This window comes from Candidatus Hydrogenedens sp. (assembly GCA_035361075.1).
Lineage (GTDB): Bacteria > Hydrogenedentota > Hydrogenedentia > Hydrogenedentales > Hydrogenedentaceae > Hydrogenedens.
The window spans coordinates 17,776-34,529 of sequence record DAOSBX010000026.1; the positions used below are offsets into that span (position 1 = coordinate 17,776).

General features: G+C 38.7%; 16 protein-coding genes. 14 read left to right on the top strand and 2 right to left on the bottom strand.

Going from position 1 to position 16,754, the window contains the following annotated elements:
- Position 1: 1 nt before the first annotated feature.
- From lipB to dapA, 8 genes are all read left to right on the top strand, one after another.
- Positions 2 to 679, top strand: coding sequence for a lipoyl(octanoyl) transferase LipB (gene lipB / locus PLJ10_08960; GenBank protein ID HOK09776.1), 678 nt, complete (start codon positions 2 to 4; stop codon positions 677 to 679).
- A gap of 175 nt (positions 680 to 854) precedes the next feature.
- Positions 855 to 1,289 (top strand): 30S ribosomal protein S6, encoded by a 435-nt coding sequence (rpsF, locus tag PLJ10_08965; protein ID HOK09777.1) that lies wholly within the window; start codon positions 855 to 857, stop codon positions 1,287 to 1,289.
- 24 nt (positions 1,290 to 1,313) lie between these two features.
- The gene (gene ssb / locus PLJ10_08970; GenBank protein ID HOK09778.1) at positions 1,314 to 1,805 is read left to right on the top strand and encodes a single-stranded DNA-binding protein; all 492 of its coding nucleotides are present in this window, start codon (positions 1,314 to 1,316) and stop codon (positions 1,803 to 1,805) included.
- Between the two features lie 75 nt (positions 1,806 to 1,880).
- Complete coding sequence (gene rpsR, locus PLJ10_08975; protein ID HOK09779.1) at positions 1,881 to 2,162, top strand: 30S ribosomal protein S18; 282 nt, start codon at positions 1,881 to 1,883, stop codon at positions 2,160 to 2,162.
- A gap of 45 nt (positions 2,163 to 2,207) precedes the next feature.
- Entirely contained in the window at positions 2,208 to 3,203 is a 996-nt protein-coding gene (locus tag PLJ10_08980) for a hypothetical protein (protein HOK09780.1), read from the top strand.
- A 55-nt stretch (positions 3,204 to 3,258) separates the two neighbouring features.
- Positions 3,259 to 3,735, top strand: coding sequence for a 50S ribosomal protein L9 (rplI, locus tag PLJ10_08985; GenBank protein ID HOK09781.1), 477 nt, complete (start codon positions 3,259 to 3,261; stop codon positions 3,733 to 3,735).
- Positions 3,736 to 3,740: 5 nt separating this feature from the next.
- Positions 3,741 to 5,216 carry a replicative DNA helicase gene (gene dnaB / locus PLJ10_08990; protein ID HOK09782.1) on the top strand — a complete coding sequence of 492 codons (1,476 nt, stop codon included), beginning with the start codon at positions 3,741 to 3,743 and terminating at the stop codon, positions 5,214 to 5,216.
- A 37-nt stretch (positions 5,217 to 5,253) separates the two neighbouring features.
- Complete coding sequence (dapA, locus tag PLJ10_08995) at positions 5,254 to 6,123, top strand: 4-hydroxy-tetrahydrodipicolinate synthase (protein HOK09783.1); 870 nt, start codon at positions 5,254 to 5,256, stop codon at positions 6,121 to 6,123.
- A 93-nt stretch (positions 6,124 to 6,216) separates the two neighbouring features.
- Here dapA and PLJ10_09000 read toward each other — a convergent pair whose 3' ends face one another.
- Positions 6,217 to 7,827, bottom strand: coding sequence for a glycosyltransferase family 39 protein (locus PLJ10_09000; GenBank protein ID HOK09784.1), 1,611 nt, complete (start codon positions 7,825 to 7,827; stop codon positions 6,217 to 6,219).
- A 119-nt stretch (positions 7,828 to 7,946) separates the two neighbouring features.
- Between PLJ10_09000 and PLJ10_09005 the strand changes: the two genes are divergently transcribed.
- The 5 genes from PLJ10_09005 to PLJ10_09025 all read left to right on the top strand — a co-directional run bounded on the left by PLJ10_09005 (position 7,947) and on the right by PLJ10_09025 (position 14,850).
- Entirely contained in the window at positions 7,947 to 8,840 is an 894-nt protein-coding gene (locus PLJ10_09005; GenBank protein ID HOK09785.1) for a DUF72 domain-containing protein, read from the top strand.
- Between the two features lie 127 nt (positions 8,841 to 8,967).
- Positions 8,968 to 10,266: an HD domain-containing protein gene (locus PLJ10_09010; protein ID HOK09786.1), complete on the top strand. Its 1,299-nt coding sequence runs from the start codon at positions 8,968 to 8,970 to the stop codon at positions 10,264 to 10,266.
- A gap of 125 nt (positions 10,267 to 10,391) precedes the next feature.
- On the top strand, positions 10,392 to 12,485 hold the full coding sequence (locus PLJ10_09015; GenBank protein ID HOK09787.1) for a RelA/SpoT family protein: 2,094 nt from the start codon (positions 10,392 to 10,394) through the stop codon (positions 12,483 to 12,485).
- 19 nt (positions 12,486 to 12,504) lie between these two features.
- Positions 12,505 to 14,505, top strand: a complete 2,001-nt coding sequence (uvrB, locus tag PLJ10_09020) for an excinuclease ABC subunit UvrB (protein HOK09788.1) — start codon at positions 12,505 to 12,507, stop codon at positions 14,503 to 14,505.
- Between the two features lie 96 nt (positions 14,506 to 14,601).
- The gene (locus PLJ10_09025) at positions 14,602 to 14,850 is read left to right on the top strand and encodes a zinc ribbon domain-containing protein (protein HOK09789.1); all 249 of its coding nucleotides are present in this window, start codon (positions 14,602 to 14,604) and stop codon (positions 14,848 to 14,850) included.
- A gap of 3 nt (positions 14,851 to 14,853) precedes the next feature.
- On the opposite strand, the gene PLJ10_09030 is transcribed toward PLJ10_09025, so the two are convergent.
- The gene (locus PLJ10_09030) at positions 14,854 to 16,137 is read right to left on the bottom strand and encodes an L-rhamnose isomerase (GenBank protein HOK09790.1); all 1,284 of its coding nucleotides are present in this window, start codon (positions 16,135 to 16,137) and stop codon (positions 14,854 to 14,856) included.
- Between the two features lie 202 nt (positions 16,138 to 16,339).
- Here PLJ10_09030 and PLJ10_09035 point away from each other — a divergent pair, with 202 nt between their 5' ends.
- Complete coding sequence (locus PLJ10_09035) at positions 16,340 to 16,741, top strand: type II secretion system protein GspG (GenBank protein ID HOK09791.1); 402 nt, start codon at positions 16,340 to 16,342, stop codon at positions 16,739 to 16,741.
- The last annotated feature ends 13 nt before the right edge of the window (positions 16,742 to 16,754 follow it).

The following is a 16,754-nucleotide window of genomic DNA, read 5'->3' on the forward strand; positions in this document are numbered from 1 at the left end:
AATGATGAAAGATTGTGAATTCAAAGTCGTTATTTTTAATAAACCACAGGACTATCAGAGTATATATCAACTCCAATTAGAACAAAAAGAAAACCTTCATTTGGGCTCTAATACAGAATACCTTTATCTACTTGAGCATTTGCCAGTATTCACCGCAGGGAGACAGTTCAAACAAGAGCATTTACTAATTCCACTAAATCTGTGTCGGGAACGAGGTATTGATTTCTATCATATAGACCGTGGAGGCGATATTACCTATCATGGCCCAGGACAACTCGTTGGTTATCCCATCATAGACCTTAACCGACATAAAATAACAGTTCACCAATATCTACGTAAACTGGAAGACATCATTATTGAGACCTTACATACCTTTCACATCCAAGCCACAACCTTAAAACCTTTAACAGGTGTTTGGGTTCAAGACCGAAAAATTTGTGCTATTGGCATCGGTGTTAAGAATGGAATTACATGGCATGGGTTTAGCATTAATCTTACCGTAGACCTGACTCCATATCAGTGGATAGTCCCTTGTGGAATTAGTGATAAACCCGTAACCTCATTACAAAAGGAAATTGGTACATCCTCCTGTCCTACCAAAGACGAATTCTTAAAGGTATTATTACCTATTTTTTTCAGACAATTTGGCATTGAGCATTTCTCTATTATAAATTCCTAAACCTGCCGAGACTTTGAAAATATAACTTATGTTATAAATATATATAAACATAGTAGCCTCTTATTTTAGTTCCCATATTATAATTTCAGTTTGTTCGTGAGAGTTACTTTTGATATAATATGGTTTCTTTATTTATCCGTACCATTAAAACCCAAACCGTAATGAGGAGTATCTTATGTCATTACGAACTTACGAAGCGCTGTTCATCGTCAGCCCGGAAGTGGAAGACGATGACGTCCAGGCGATAGCCCGCGAGACCGAGAATTTGGTCGTAAAGAGCGGAGGGGTTATCGTGCGCTCCGAAGTATGGGGTCGACGGAGATTAGCTTACAAGGTCAAAAAGTTTACGGAAGGTATCTACATTTTGATACGTTTCCAATCTCCTCCCAACTTTATAGCGCGACTGGAAAATTATTTCCGCCTTAGTGAACAAATTATTCGTTACATCGTCGTGTATTTTGACGAGAAGACGCTCCGTCTGGAAGCGGAACAAGAACAGAGACGCAAAGAGCTATTAGAAGCAGGCTATGGACAGCAATCAGATTTAGACAAAGAAAATCTTACCCCAATTCCGACTCATATTGAAGAGGATGAGGAGGAAGAGGAATAACTCTTAAAAAAGGAACGATGAATTATGTCAGATGTGAGGGTTCCCGATTTAAACATAGTTCTGATTGCGGGTCGGGTAGTCCGTGAACCTGATTTTCGCACAACACCCAGTAGAAGGTCAGTTGCGCGGTTTACCATAGCCCACAATCGTCGATACCGTATGAAAGACGGAAGTTTCAAAGAAGAAACGGTTTTTGCAAACATTGTGGTTTGGGACCGTCAAGCTGAATACGCAAGTCAACAATTGCGGAAAGGTAGGCCTGTTTTGGTTGAAGGTCGGTTGAGATTGGATGAGTGGGAAGACCGTGCTACAGGGCAACGTCGGTCACGTCTTGAAATCGTTGCATGGCGAGTTAGTCCCCTCGATTGGGTACCCGCGGAAGGTGAATCTTTCGACGTTGAGGAGTTTCCACCTGATGAGGAAAGAGGCTCGTATCCAGATGCTTCCCCAAATCAGGGGAAAGTTCCCCCTCAAAATAACATCAACCATTTTCCAGAAGACGATGTTCCGTTTTAACCTTTCTTTTACCTAAATTTTCTATTTGTAATTAAATTGAACTAAAAACACTTAAATAATAAAGAGGATTGTCTTATGGCACACATCTCTGCAAAAGCAAAATCAAAGATTCGAATGAAACGACTAAAAAGACGTAAGAAGAAGAGAATATTCCGCAAAAAGGTGAGTCGTTTATCATTAGAACGGATAGTATATATTGATTACAAAGATACCAATCTTTTAAGACATTACATAACTGAACGTGGAAAAATTATACCTCGACGGATTACAGGTGCGACAGCGAAGCAACAACGAATGTTAAATCGTGCTATCAAATTAGCACGACAGATTGCACTGCTTCCTTTTGTCGCAGAATAAAAGAAAAGGATACGTTTGTATTCCTAAAATTAAAGATATCTTATTATGTCAGGTTTTTTGGCGAAAATATTGTTTCTTGTCTTGATTACAGCCTATATGGTTGGAGAAGGACTTTTTTTCTTTGTCCCTCTGATTTCAGTTGCACTTATTGGACCAACAGTGGCAAGAGGTTCTCGTAAACGTACGTTCCTATTATGTGTTGCATTAGCATTTGGAATTGTTTTAGGAGCGGAAATAGAAGAATTAACATGGGAATATGAAATCATTCTGATTAGCTTAGCAACCTTTATTGGAAGTGCAATGCTGAGTATCTCCTTAGGACTTGCATTAAGAAGATATTCATGGGCTCATTGCCTGATTCTTACCACGGGTGTCATATTTCTCCTCTTTACATGTGTAACTATGCTATTTTGGCAAGAGTTGAGAAAAGACATTTCAATTTCGGTCAATGCGAGAATAGCCGAGATAAACAATTTAAGTAAAGAACAAGCGGATAGTATGCCACCTTCCTCTACGACCTTTATCGAAGGGTTAAAGTATCTTGATTATCATTGGGAAGATTTCCATTTAGGACTGATGTTTGGACAAAGCCTATTATTATCATTGATAATATTGGGTCTTATAATAGCACGGTTACGAACCTTCCCATGTGAAGATGGCTTAAACTGTTGGGAAAATCCCAATTTAGGTACCTTTGCTCAGATTCGACCGACAGATTATCTGGTTTGGCTGGCAATTTTATCTGCAATTGTCATAATCTACGACCAACATTATGGAATAGGTGAGATTCCACGAATTATTGTACGCAATTTAGCAGTAGGTTTAAGCTTTGTTTATTGGCTAAATGGGCTAAGTATTCTTATATTTTGCGCCTCGCTATTCCAATGGAATATTGTGATTACATTGATTATTGTTGTTTTCGTTTTCGGTATTTGGGGTTTTCCACTCCTTGCCACTGTAGGCTTTTTTGATACATGGTGGGAATTCCGAAATGTGTTGTCACAACTTTACAATCGGATGAATCCAAAAATAATAGCATGAATATAAATAAATAATTAAGAATAATTAATAAACTCTAATATTCGGGAGAAAGACTATGAAAGTGATACTATGTCGCGACATTGAGAAGTTAGGAAAGGTCGGAGAAACTGTAAATGTTGCCGATGGTTTTGCTCGCAACTATCTTATTCCGCGCAAATTAGCTGTATCTGTGCAGTCCGCATCTGCTGCTGAAATCAAGCATCATTTTGAAATTATTCAGAGGCGCGAAACAAAACGGAAAGCACAGATGGAGTCGGTAGCTAAACAGTTAAATGCCATTACAATCGAGTTCAAAATACGAGCTGGAGATGAGGATAAACTGTTTGGCTCTGTAACGTCCGCAATGATTGCAGAAGAACTCCATAAAATGCATTTTGACATTGACCGCAAACAGATTGTTCTTGAAGAGCCCATAAAAACGTTAGGTATCTTCTGTGTCCCAGTAAAATTAGGAAGTGGCGTTACTGCGGAATTGAAGGTTTGGGTAAGCCAGCTTACGGATGAAAATTCGACAGAGAATAATGAAGGTTAATTGATATGTCATCGTCTCGGAAAAAATTAAGCAACATTGAAAAACTTCCGGGACTGATTGACCGTGAGCCCCCAAAGTCGATAGAAGCAGAACGGTATGTATTGGGGGCAATACTTTTAAATGCGGAAGCATTTAAAGAAGCCTTAGATGTTTTCGGGTTCAACACAGAAGGGTTATTTTATTATACTCCGCATCAAATAATATTTGATGCTATGATAGAAATCCATGAGAAGAAGAAACCCGACGTTCATGCTGTAATTAGTCATCTCGAGTCTAAAAAACAATTAACAGATGCAGGTGGTGCTTCGTATATCACCGAATTAATGAGTTCTGTAACAACCTCCGCAAATATTACTTACTATGCAAGTATTGTTCTCGAAATGGCAATGTTACGACGCCTGATTGAACGGTGCAGTTATATTATTGGCAGAGCGTATGAAGCACAGACGCCTGTTAAGGAACTGGTAGACCACGCAGAAAGTGAAATCTTTACTATTGCTGCACAACGGAAAATTAATCCCATCTTTTCGTTTAAAGATATTGTACAACCTATCGTAAAAGGGCTTGAAGACCGAATTAAAAAAGGAGAGGTAATTACAGGTATACCAACAGGTTTTGATATTCTTGACTATTATCTCTGTGGTTTGCAACCTTCGGAAATGATTGTCCTTGCAGCTCGACCTTCCGTAGGAAAAACAGCATTTGCATTAAATATCGCAAAAAACGTAGCATCCCAACAGGATAAGGATGGCAACCCCTACGGCGTGTTAATCTTTAGTTTGGAGATGGCGAAGGAGCAGTTAATCCAACGATTAATTTGCATGGTTGGGAGAATAGATGGGCAGTTTTTGCGTAAAACAAATCTGGCGAAGGATTCATTAGCCCATATTATTGAGGCTGGAGGGCAATTAGCAGATTCGTATATTTATGTAGATGACACACCAAGTATAAATATTATGGAACTCCGTTCAAAAGCGCGACGTCATTTATTACAACATCCCGAAGTTAAACTTATTATTATTGATTATCTACAATTAATGAGTGTGGCAAACCGTGGCGAAAATCGACAGGTAGAAATTGCAGAAATTTCACGACAAATTAAAGGTTTGGCACGTGAGTTAGGTATACCTATCCTTACATTATGCCAATTAAGTCGTGAGGCTGAAAGAGAGTCAGCGATACCAAAGCTTTCCCATCTGCGGGAATCTGGTGCTATCGAACAGGATGCTGATGTTGTGCTCTTTTTACATCACGGAAAACAGGAAAAAAAAGGTGAAAAAGAGGCTGATAAAAAGAAGGTTAAAGACCCTGTAAACATTCAGCTGGATATTGCAAAACAACGAAACGGACCAATAGGGTCTATTCATTTAGCATTTTACCGTAGGTATCAGTTGTTTTCCCCGATAAGTGATGTAGATGAGTCAAGTGCTCCTGATTCATCCTCAAAACAATATGCAGAGGAAGAGGAGAGTCCATTTTAAGTAAAATAACTATGAAAACACTATAAGGAGAATAACTATGTTTAAGGGTTCATGGGTCGCATTAGTAACACCATTTAAGGAAAATTTTGAAGTAGATTTTGATGCATACGGTAAGTTAGTAGATTTTCATATTCAGCAGGGAACGCATGGTTTAGTCCCTTGTGGTTGTACTGGTGAAGCGGCTACGTTATCCCATGAAGAACAAAAAGAATGTATTCGTTTTGTGGTAGAACGGGTCGCAGGTAGGCTTCCTATAGTCGCAGGAACAGGGTCAAATAATACTGCAGAAGCCATCGATTTAACCCGCTATGCCAAAGAGGTTGGATGTGATGGTGCTTTATTAATCACCCCATACTATAATAAACCTACACAAGCAGGGCTTATTGCTCATTATCATGCCATTGCCAAAGAGGTAGATATACCTATTGTGCTTTATAATGTGCCAAGTAGAACAGGAATTAAACTGGAAGCTGAAACAGTGGCAGAGTTAAATAAAGTGCCAAATATTGTGTGTATTAAAGAAGCTGGCGGTAGCGTTGACCAAGTTTCTCAAATTCTTTCGCTATGCGATATTACTGTCTTGTCAGGTGATGACAGTCTCACTCTGCCCATGATGTCTGTAGGTGCAATGGGTGTTATCTCTGTCGCTGCAAATGTTGTCCCTGCAGAGATTGCCCACATGTGCACCCTTGCTTTAGAAGGAAACTATGCCAAAGCACGTGAAATACATTATCGGTGCATGCCGTTATTCAAAGCATTATTCTATGAAACCAATCCTATGCCTGTAAAAGCAGTATTAGCACGGATGGGTATGATTAAGAACATCCTACGTCTGCCCTTAGTACCTATGAGTGAACCCCAATACAAACGGCTTGAACAGGTATTACAAAAACTCAACCTTATTTAGTCTTAACTAAATATACTACGAGAAGTTCGTCATCATAGCAACAAAGAAAGCATCACCAATTAAGTCAGAAGACACTTTTTCCCATTTTTTGTCCTATCCTGAAGTGTTAGTTTTTCGTTGATACAAGGTGACACTCAAACCACTGAAAATCTTAAATTCCTTTCTTTCCCAGTTTTCATTAAGATATTTCCGAATAGGTTCTGTATGTGGCTTGTATTCAAAAGTAATACCATGTGATTCCAGAAACCACAGACGGTTATATTTCCTTGTTGCCTGTTCAATCGGAACGGGTAATAACCCATGATGTTGTAACAGTGTTGGATTGCCAAATGTATCGATATGCACCTGAACATCAATAGCACTCATACCTACCCGACATTGAGGATAATCCTCTAAATAGTGCCTCATAGAAGGAGCCATAAAATGACTCGGGTAAATAATAATATCTCCTTCTTGAAAATGTTCTCGAACCCACTTTCCTACACTTCGAAAATCAACCTTATGATAAACACCCAGTCGATGCATATCTACAGGATGCAACCGCTGATTATAAAAATCCAGCAAACATGAACTGGTAAGAAGAATAAAAATAAATAAAACTGCCCCTCGGACTGCATTGTATCTTAGCCCATGGATTCCTTTTGCGATTGCAAACAAAGCAACAACCCCTGAAAAAATAAACAATCGGTGTTCATAAAAGGAAAAATGCCTTGCCCCCCAGAAAAAAACATTTATAAAGATAGGAACAAGACTCATTAGAAAGACATAAAACCCTTGTTCAGGTTGATTACGGTATGCCCATAAACCATATACAAATAAGAACAAGGACAGGCAAAATAATATCCAGTAAACAGTCGTGTCCGATGTATAACCAGCAAAAAAGTTTTTCCACGTGATAAGTCCTGTCTTTATTGTCGGGTTTGGATACCACACATAACGGATGTTCGATACAATTTGGTGAAACTCCCACGCAAGATATAAAGCAGGCAAGACAAATATGCCCGCAACTACATTGGTCCAGAACCACTTTCGAAACAAATTGCGTCTACCTAAACCCATAAGAACAAGGATAAATAAATTCGTAATAAAAATTGTCCACACACTAAAATAATGGGAATACATCAGCAGGACAAAAATACAACCTAATCCAATCCAGTCCTTCCATCCATTCTTTGAAAGAATACGAAATAGGAAAAGAAGACCTAATAAATTTAACAACACATAAAAGGAATAAATTCGCAATTCTTGTGCATAATAAATCTGAAAAGGTGAAATAACAAATAACAACGTTGCTATAACCACCGCTATCGGTCTGTCCAGCATCCATTTCGAAACTCGGTAAAACACAATAACGGACAAGATACTCCAAAAACAGGGAAGCAATCGCCATGCAAAATCATCCCAAACAGAATACAACTCCCAAAATCGAATGGCTCCAAGTATATGCCCCCATATAAATGTAAGTAATGGGTTCATAGGCGGTTCATTATTTAACATTGGCGAGAGGAAACTAAGTTTGTTATCCACCAGTTTACTTAACTGAATAGAGGCACACTCGTCATACCATAAACTCCATGTGCCTAATCTATATAGACGCAAAAAAACTGCTAACGGGAAAAGGGCACTCCAAAAAAAATATGAAGTCACTTTCCATTTTAATTTTTCCAGTTGTTCCTGTCTTATCTCTTCTTTTGTTCGAATCATATTTATAATTCCATGATATTATTTCTGGTTACACTTGTGTTTCTCATTATAATTAGTTAGTTATTACAGATAAACATAATGATAAGATAACTAAAAAGGATATACATTTTCACATTAGCATGAATTCCACAATATCAAATAATCACCCAACAACAGGATTATCTCCATGTTATATTGGCGTTTCTGGTTGGTCGTATGAAGATTGGAAAGGGACTGTTTTTCCATTAACATTGCCAAAGACCACACATCCTATCCGCTACCTTGCACAGTGGATTAATTGTATTGAGATAAACGTTACTTATTATCGACTTATAAACCCATCCATGAGTAAAAACTGGGTAAAACAAGTTGAGGGCGATAAAGACTTTTTATTCACAGTAAAACTGTGGAATAAGTTCACCCATGAAAAAAAGGAGCATTTAGAACCTCAAGATATAGACTCCTTTGTTCACTCTATTGAACCAATATTAAATGCGAATAAGTTAGGTTGTATTCTCATTCAATTTCCATACCGTTTTCATCGCACTCCTGAAAACAGAAAATACCTCGCTGAACTTATCTCGTCTCTCTATACCTTACCAGTTGCGGTAGAGTTCCGCCATAAATCGTGGTTTCATCCACAGGTTTTAGCAGGTTTTCGACAACGAGCCATAGCCTTCTGTAATATAGACCAACCTTTAGTAGATTCCTATTGTCTACCACCTACTGAGGAAGTAACTGCTGAATTTGCTTATGTTCGTTTCCACGGTAGAAATGCAGAACATTGGTTTTCAGAAGAATCCAGCCGTGATGAAAGATATAACTACCTTTATAGTGAACAGGAATTAGACCCATGGGTTGAGCGAATTCAAAATATACGAACCAAAGCCAAGCGTGTGTTCATTCTAATGAATAATCACTTTGCAGGGAAAGCCTTGATTAATGCAATTCAACTTCGTGAAAAATTAGGTTATCCCGTCTCCACTCCAATACCTTATGAATTACAACAAATTATAGACAAAGAGAAAAAGTAATCCCTATTTGTATTCTTTAAACATCCCATAGGAATACACACCAAAGAAACAGGTGTTATACATCTTGTAAGCATTACAGTTTTAATTGTATTATAAAACCTACCCTTTAATACATGAGTGAAATTAGATGCTGATAACAAATCTTATAAAATTCTTAAATAGGATGTTTGGGTTATTTAACCCATCCTTAGCACCCCATTTAGCACAAGTTACATATCTAAGTAAAAAAATCGGCGAACATTTAGAATTATCCCCTCAATCCATTCAAGACTTGGTTGTTGCTTCATCTATACATGATGTTGGTTTACTTTCATTATCGCAAAAAGAAAGTTACCTATTATTAGAAGAGAATTTCCCAGCAACCCATTCCTTGACTGTGTTTTTATTATTCAATAAAATTCCTTTTTTTAGCCAACCTTCACGGATTGTCAAGTATCATCATGTAAATTACAACGATTCAGAGAATAGTCTGGAAAAACAGTATCCTGATAAACAACCAATACCGATTGAGAGTTTCATAATAAGATTAGCAGATAGAATTGCGGTTCATATTAATCCAACACAACCTATTTTAGAGCAGATAGAAAATATTTACCAATACATTGAGACAAAAAAAGACATCTTTCATCCAGAGGTCTTGAATGTTTTTTATTCGATATTAAAGAAAAGAGACTACCTATGGCTTGATTTACTATCCGTCCCCCCAGAAATATTGTTAGAAAGGATATTGCAGGATAACATTACGTATATCCCCGAAAATGAAATATTTTTAAAGGTAGCTGAGGTTATAGGGCATCTTATTGACTTTAAAAGCCAGTTCACAGCCAGTCATAGTTATTGTGTTGCAGAGATATCATCTTGGTTATTTCATACAAATACACCTCCAGCCAATGAAAAATGCAATTACATCAGAGAAGTAGGCTTTCTTCATGATATCGGCAAATTAGGAATTCCTATTGAGATACTTGAAAAACCAGGCAAGGTAAATTCACAAGAATGGAACATAATGCGTTCTCATGCTTACTATAGCCACATCGCATTGGAAACTATGTATGGTGATTATCCTTGCCTTAGATATGCCCCATACCACCATGAAAAGTTAGATGGTTCTGGTTATCCCTTCGGATTGAAAGAGGATGATATTCATATAATTGCACGGACTATATCCATAGCCGATGTTTTTACAGCGATAACCGAAAAGAGACCTTACCGTGCAGAGTTGTCTGAAAATGAAGTGGTCGGTATTATGAAGCCTATGGCAAATGCAAAAAAATTAGATAAGGATATTGTAGACTTTATTCTTACTCACTTTAAGGAAGCAAAGGAACGACGGGACGAAGCAGAATTTATAGCAAGGCAAACGTACAATAGCATTAGGGATAACATAAAAAAATACTACGAATTAGAAGTAAAAAAAGAGATATAAGAGAGACACTACTAAAAAGCATCTACTCTATGCCCCTAATTAAGTTCCAATTTTAATGATCTTTACCAAAAATTAACAAGAAAAATATATTGTTGTTTTGATATAATAAAAAATAAAGGGTTAATATGAACTCTTCTGCACCGAATATCATTCCTTCCGATGTTGAGGAGAGATTTGCGTCTTTATCGGAATATCTTAAATCGGCAGGAATGAATGAAAAGGACATCCGTAGAATACAAAAAGCATTTGATTTAGCCCAGCATGCCCACGAGGGACAAAAACGCCTTTCTGGAGAACCCTACATTATTCACCCTATCGAAGTGGCGAAACTTCTCTCAGAATTAGGTCTGGATGCCAGTACTATAATGGCAGGCTTACTTCATGATGTCTTTGAGGATACGTCACTATCTCGTGAAGAGCTCGAAAAGGAAATGGGAAGAGCAGTACTACACATCATTGAAGGGGTTACCGCCGTTTCAAAACAACAAATGAAAGCCGTCCTCCGTGAAAATGAGAAAATCCGCAAGTTGGCAACCTTACGCAAGTTACTAATAGCGAGTGTGCGTGATGTTCGGGTGTTATTAGTAAAATTGGCTGACCGCCTACATAATATGCGGACTATCCAATACTTATCAGATGAGGCTCAAACCCGAATTGCTCAGGAAACAATGAACATTTATGCTCCTGTTGCACATCGCCTTGGAATCTACCGATGGAAAATGGAATTAGAAGACCTTTCTTTTGCTGTTCTTTTACCTGTAGAGTATGAATGTCTCAAACAACGAATTGCTAAAACCCAACAGGAACGTGAAAGGGAAATAAAAGAGCTTATCGCTTATATGCAAACAGAATTGCAGAGACTTGGTATCAAGGCACGTATTTTAGGCAGGCCAAAACATCTATATAGCACCTACCGAAAAATGCAACGACAACAAATCCCCTTGGAACGGGTAATGGACTTATACGCAATACGGGTCATTGTCTCTACAGTTGAGGAATGTTATAGCGTGCTGGATATTGCCCATCAGTTAGGGAATCTAATTCCTGAACGGTTCCGCGACCATATAAAAAAACCCAGAAGTAATGGCTACCGTTCTCTCCATACCACCGTATTCATTCCCCGTAAATATCCCTTAGAAATTCAAATTCGCACTGAGGAGATGGACCGGGAAGCAGAATTTGGTATCGCAGCACACTGGTTCTACAAAGAAGGAGGGATTATAGATGATGCACGATTACAACGTCATATCGAATGGCTACGAAATATGGCTATGGAATTATCCTCCGCTGATGGTGAATTAATTACTCTAAAAGATATTCAGGATGACCTGAAAATATCCGAAATTTTCGCCTTTACACCAAAAGGTGACGTGATAGAATTACCGTTGAATTCTACGGTGCTTGACTTTGCTTATTCAATACACACCGACATCGGGAACCATTGCATTGGTGCACGTATTAATGGTAAATTTGTCCCTATTCATACCCGACTTAATACAGGTGATGTGGTAGAAATCCTTACTTCCCCGAAACAGGAACCTCGATTGGGCTGGTTAAAATTAGTGAATTTCGGGAGGGCACGAAATAAAATCCGTCGTCATCTCCGCGAACGGGGTATCCTACCTAAAGAAGAGGAAGAAGAGGAATTAACAAAAAAAGAAGAAAAGAAGGAAATGCCTCCTCAACCCTTGTTTATTCCCGACCTTTCCGTCTTAACAAAAACCGACTTCGCCAATAAGAACGAGACCCTTGAAAAAGAACGACACCTAAGCATCCGTATTGATGGTGAGAAGAACATATCTGTCCAATTTAGCAAATGTTGCAATCCACTCCCTGGCGACGAGGTATTAGGCTATTCTACTGTTAAAGGAGCAATTACAATCCATAAAAAAGATTGCAGGGTTTTCAATAGTGTTCCCCGTGATACATCACGTATCCACAAAGCATGGTGGGAAAGTGACAACATCTCTAAAATAACCATTCATGTTTTGGCACGTCCGTCACCAACTATAATTCAGGAAATCACCACATTGTTAATAGAAAATAAAATACCTGTAATCGATGCAAATTATAAATCCCTTCGACATGGACTAATTAAATTTGAATTTACACAAAATATCATGCCCACTGCGAGTATGAAATCATCCGATTATATTATCCGTTCCATTCGCTCCATTAATGGAGTTATACAAGTTCGACGGACAATCGTTTCTATATAATAAGATGTGAATTGAGAATATGGATACGTTTGAATTAGTAAGTTCCTACAAACCAGCTGGTGACCAACCCGAAGCAATAAAATTGCTCGTAGACGGATTAAATGCAGGACTGCGAAGCCAAGTACTATTAGGTGTAACAGGGTCTGGAAAAACCTTTACGATTGCTAACGTGATTGCTACTGTCAATCGTCCCACATTAGTATTAGCCCCCAATAAGATATTAGCTGCTCAACTATACGGTGAATTTAAGCAGTTATTTCCTCACAACGCTGTTGAATATTTTGTTAGTTATTATGATTATTACCAGCCAGAAGCATATATTCCAACCACAGACACGTACATCGAGAAAGATGCCTCTATTAACGATGAGATAGATAAAATGCGACATTCTGCAACACGTGCTGTGCTGACACGACGAGACTGTATCATTGTTGCGTCTGTCTCATGTATCTATGGTATCGGTTCACCAGAAGTGTATCGGCAGATGCGGGTTGAACTTCGTCCAGGTGAAGAATTTCCGAGGGAAAAATTACTGGCTTCACTGGTAGCTATGCAATATAGCCGTAATGATGTAGACTTTTATCGTGGAACATTCCGAGTCCGCGGTGATGTTGTGGATGTATTCCCTGCCTATGAAACAGAGCGAGCCATAAGAATTGAATATTTTGGTGATGAAATCGATGCACTTGTCGAATTTGACCCTCTCCGAGGAATTACTTACCGTAAGCTACGGTATGCTGAAATCTTTCCAGGGAGTCATTACGCAACAACAAAAGATGCGATGGAACGAGCCATCGCTGGAATAGAACATGAGTTAAATGAACGGTTGAAGGAACTTTACGCAGAAAATCAGGTTTTATATGCCCAACGATTAGAACAACGAACCCGATACGACATCGAGATGCTACGTGAACTCGGGTACTGTCCAGGAATAGAAAATTATTCACGTCATTTAGATGGCCGTATGCCTGGAGAACCTCCATATACCCTTATCAATTATTTTCCAGAGGACTTCCTTCTCGTAGTTGATGAAAGTCACATCTCAATACCACAGGTTCGGGCAATGTATCACGGAGACCGCTCTCGCAAGGACCAGCTTATCGCCTATGGTTTCCGATTACCATCCGCACGGGATAATCGTCCACTAACCTTCGACGAATTCATGGAGCGAATAAATCAGGTCATCTATGTTAGTGCAACCCCATCCGAATTTGAGGTAAATGAAGCAGATGGGGTCATAGTAGAGCAGGTTGTAAGGCCAACTGGCTTGGTAGACCCCGAAGTGGAGGTTCGGACAGCTCAGAATCAGGTACAGGACTTATTAGACGAAATTCAAAAGCAGGTTGAAAAGGGATATCGGGTACTTGTCACTACACTGACCAAGCGAATGGCAGAAGAATTGACGGAATATTACCGCAAAATTGGATTGCGGGTCAGGTATATGCACTCCGATGTGGATACTCTTGAAAGGATAGAACTTATCCGTGACCTACGTAGGGGTGAATTTGATGTGTTAATAGGGATTAACCTACTCCGTGAAGGATTGGACATCCCAGAAGTTTCTCTTGTCGCTATTCTCGATGCAGACAAAGAGGGATACCTACGTTCCGAAACCAGCCTAATTCAAACATGCGGAAGAGCAGCACGGAATCTCCATGGGAAGGTTATCATGTATGCAGACCAAATAACGTCATCTATGGAACATGCTATACGCGAAATGGAACGAAGGCGAAAGAAGCAAATAAGCTATAATCGGAAACACAAAATTACTCCACGAACAATACAAAAGCCCATTCCTAATATTGTTCCACAGGCAAAAGTGCGAACTTCTCAAAAGAAACTGAAAGTGGCAGAGGCAACTGAAGAATATACAACTATGCCAGAAGATATTCCACGAGAAATTGAAAAGTTAAGACAACTGATGTTTGAATCCGCAGAACGGATGGATTTTGAAGAAGCCGCTGTTTATCGGGATAGAATGCTCAACCTACAACGGCTACAAATCGAATTGGGTCTGTAACCATTAGGGAATTTAATTTTGTTTACTCGAATAAAATTAGAAACGTTGTTTGTTTTGATATAATAATTACACTAACTACGCTGAGGAGGATATGATATGCCATTATTCGAATACACGTGCAAAGAATGCAACAAAACATTTGAATTACTTGTTAAAAACGCTGATGTAAAAGTTACATGTCCTGAATGTGGGTCTAAAAAAACAGAAAAATCATTAAGTCATTTTGCACCTCTTGGTGCCAGTTCAGGTAAACGACTTAATATGGGATGCGTCGGCGATTGTGGTAATAACTATAATAGTTGTTCACTAAATAACTCTGGGGGATGTTGCGGTTGTAACATGTAAAGGTTAACCCCGTTTACTTAGAACGTTCTCCTCATATCTTTTAACTTCATGAATCCAGTTGTGCCCTACGGGAACATTATTTTTTAAACAGTAATAATTCCATACAGCAGACCATGGCAGTCTCTTCGTTTCTTCAAGTAAAGCGAGTCGGCTTGTATAGTCGCCACTACATTCCAGCTGTTTTAATATTTGAGAAGGTTCTAATAGTGCTTTTAACAAAGCACAGAGAACAGAACGGGTACCAATAACCCATGCTGAAATACGGTTTATACTGGCATCAAAGAAATCTAAACCTATATGTACCCGTGGTAGAAGATTATTGCGGACAATTTCTTCCATAAGGGCAGATACATCATCATTTATGATAACGACATGGTCACTGTCCCAACGTACCCCACGGCTGATATGAAGAAGTATTTCGGGCACATATAGTAAAACAGAGGAAATTTTATCAGCAACAGATTCTGTAGGATGGAAATGCCCCATATCTAAACATAGTAATTTTTGTTTCTTGATAGCATAACCTAAATAAAACTCATGAGAGCCAACGACATAACATTCCGAACCTATCCCGAACAATTTGCTTTCCACAGAGTCTTTGTTCAACTGCTCATCTACAACAATATTAAAAATTTCATCTAATGACTCCTGAAGCCGTTCCCGTGGAGAATATCGGTCAATAGGTAAGTCCTTAAAGCCATCTGGTATCCAGATATTCGTTACACAGGTGTTTCCTAAGGTCTTCCCAAAATATGCACCAATCTCACGACATACAATACAATGACGAATCCAAAAATTGCGGATGTTACGGTCAGGATGGGATAACGTAAAACCAGAATCTGCCAGCGGATGTGCGAAACATGTCGGGTTAAAATCAACACCCAATCCCTGTTGTTTTGCCCAGTCTGCCCAACGTGAAAAATGTTCTGGTTTTAGATTGTCACGCTCAACTTTTTTACCACCTGTTTCAGCATAAATAGCATGGAGATTAATCCGATGCTTCCCAGGTATCAAAGACAGTGCTTTTTCCATATCACTACGCAATTCATCCGCATTACGGGCTTTACCCGGATAATTCCCTGTTGCCTGAATTCCACCACTTGATGCAGATTCCGAATGCTCAAAACCACCAACATCGTCACCCTGCCAACAATGCAGAGAAATAGGTATCGACTCTAATGTTTTTAGAACCGCATCAGTATCTACATTTACACCTGCATAAATTTCACGAGCCAACTCATACATCTTTTCTGTTTCTTCCACATTATATTTAGGGATTAATGCCATAATTTAAATCCTTCTTTTAAGTTAAATTCTAAAATTAGTATAGCAAAACATAATCACCTCTTTTCTGTCCAATTTGTCCGACTTGTCCGAATTGTCCGACCTATAACTTAAAATATCTTCTCTGTCCAAAAAATGAACTTGCAAATCCGTTATATTATATAATAATAAGAGGCAGACAATAGTCGAATTAAAGGAATTTTTTATGACACGGAATTCAGGGTTTACATTAATTGAACTTATTCTCGTAACAATTATTATTGGAATTCTTGCAGGTATGGTCGTAATGAATTATGGTGGTAGAGTACGTGAAGCACAAATCCGTGCTGCAAAAGGCGATATTGCCACATATAGTAATGCGGTCGATTTATATGCATTAGACCATAATGATAAATATCCTGGATCATTAGAGGATTTAGTCAGCGGAGAACGTCGTTATGTCCGCGAACTACGTCCAGACCCTTGGGGAAATCCATACATCTACAAACCAGCAACAGACCCACTAAAAGCAGATTATCAGATTTTCTCTGCTGGGCCTGATGGTGTTCCCGGAAATGAAGATGATGTTACATCTTCCTCAGAAACAAGTCTTACTTCAAAAAAATAACTTATTTGATATT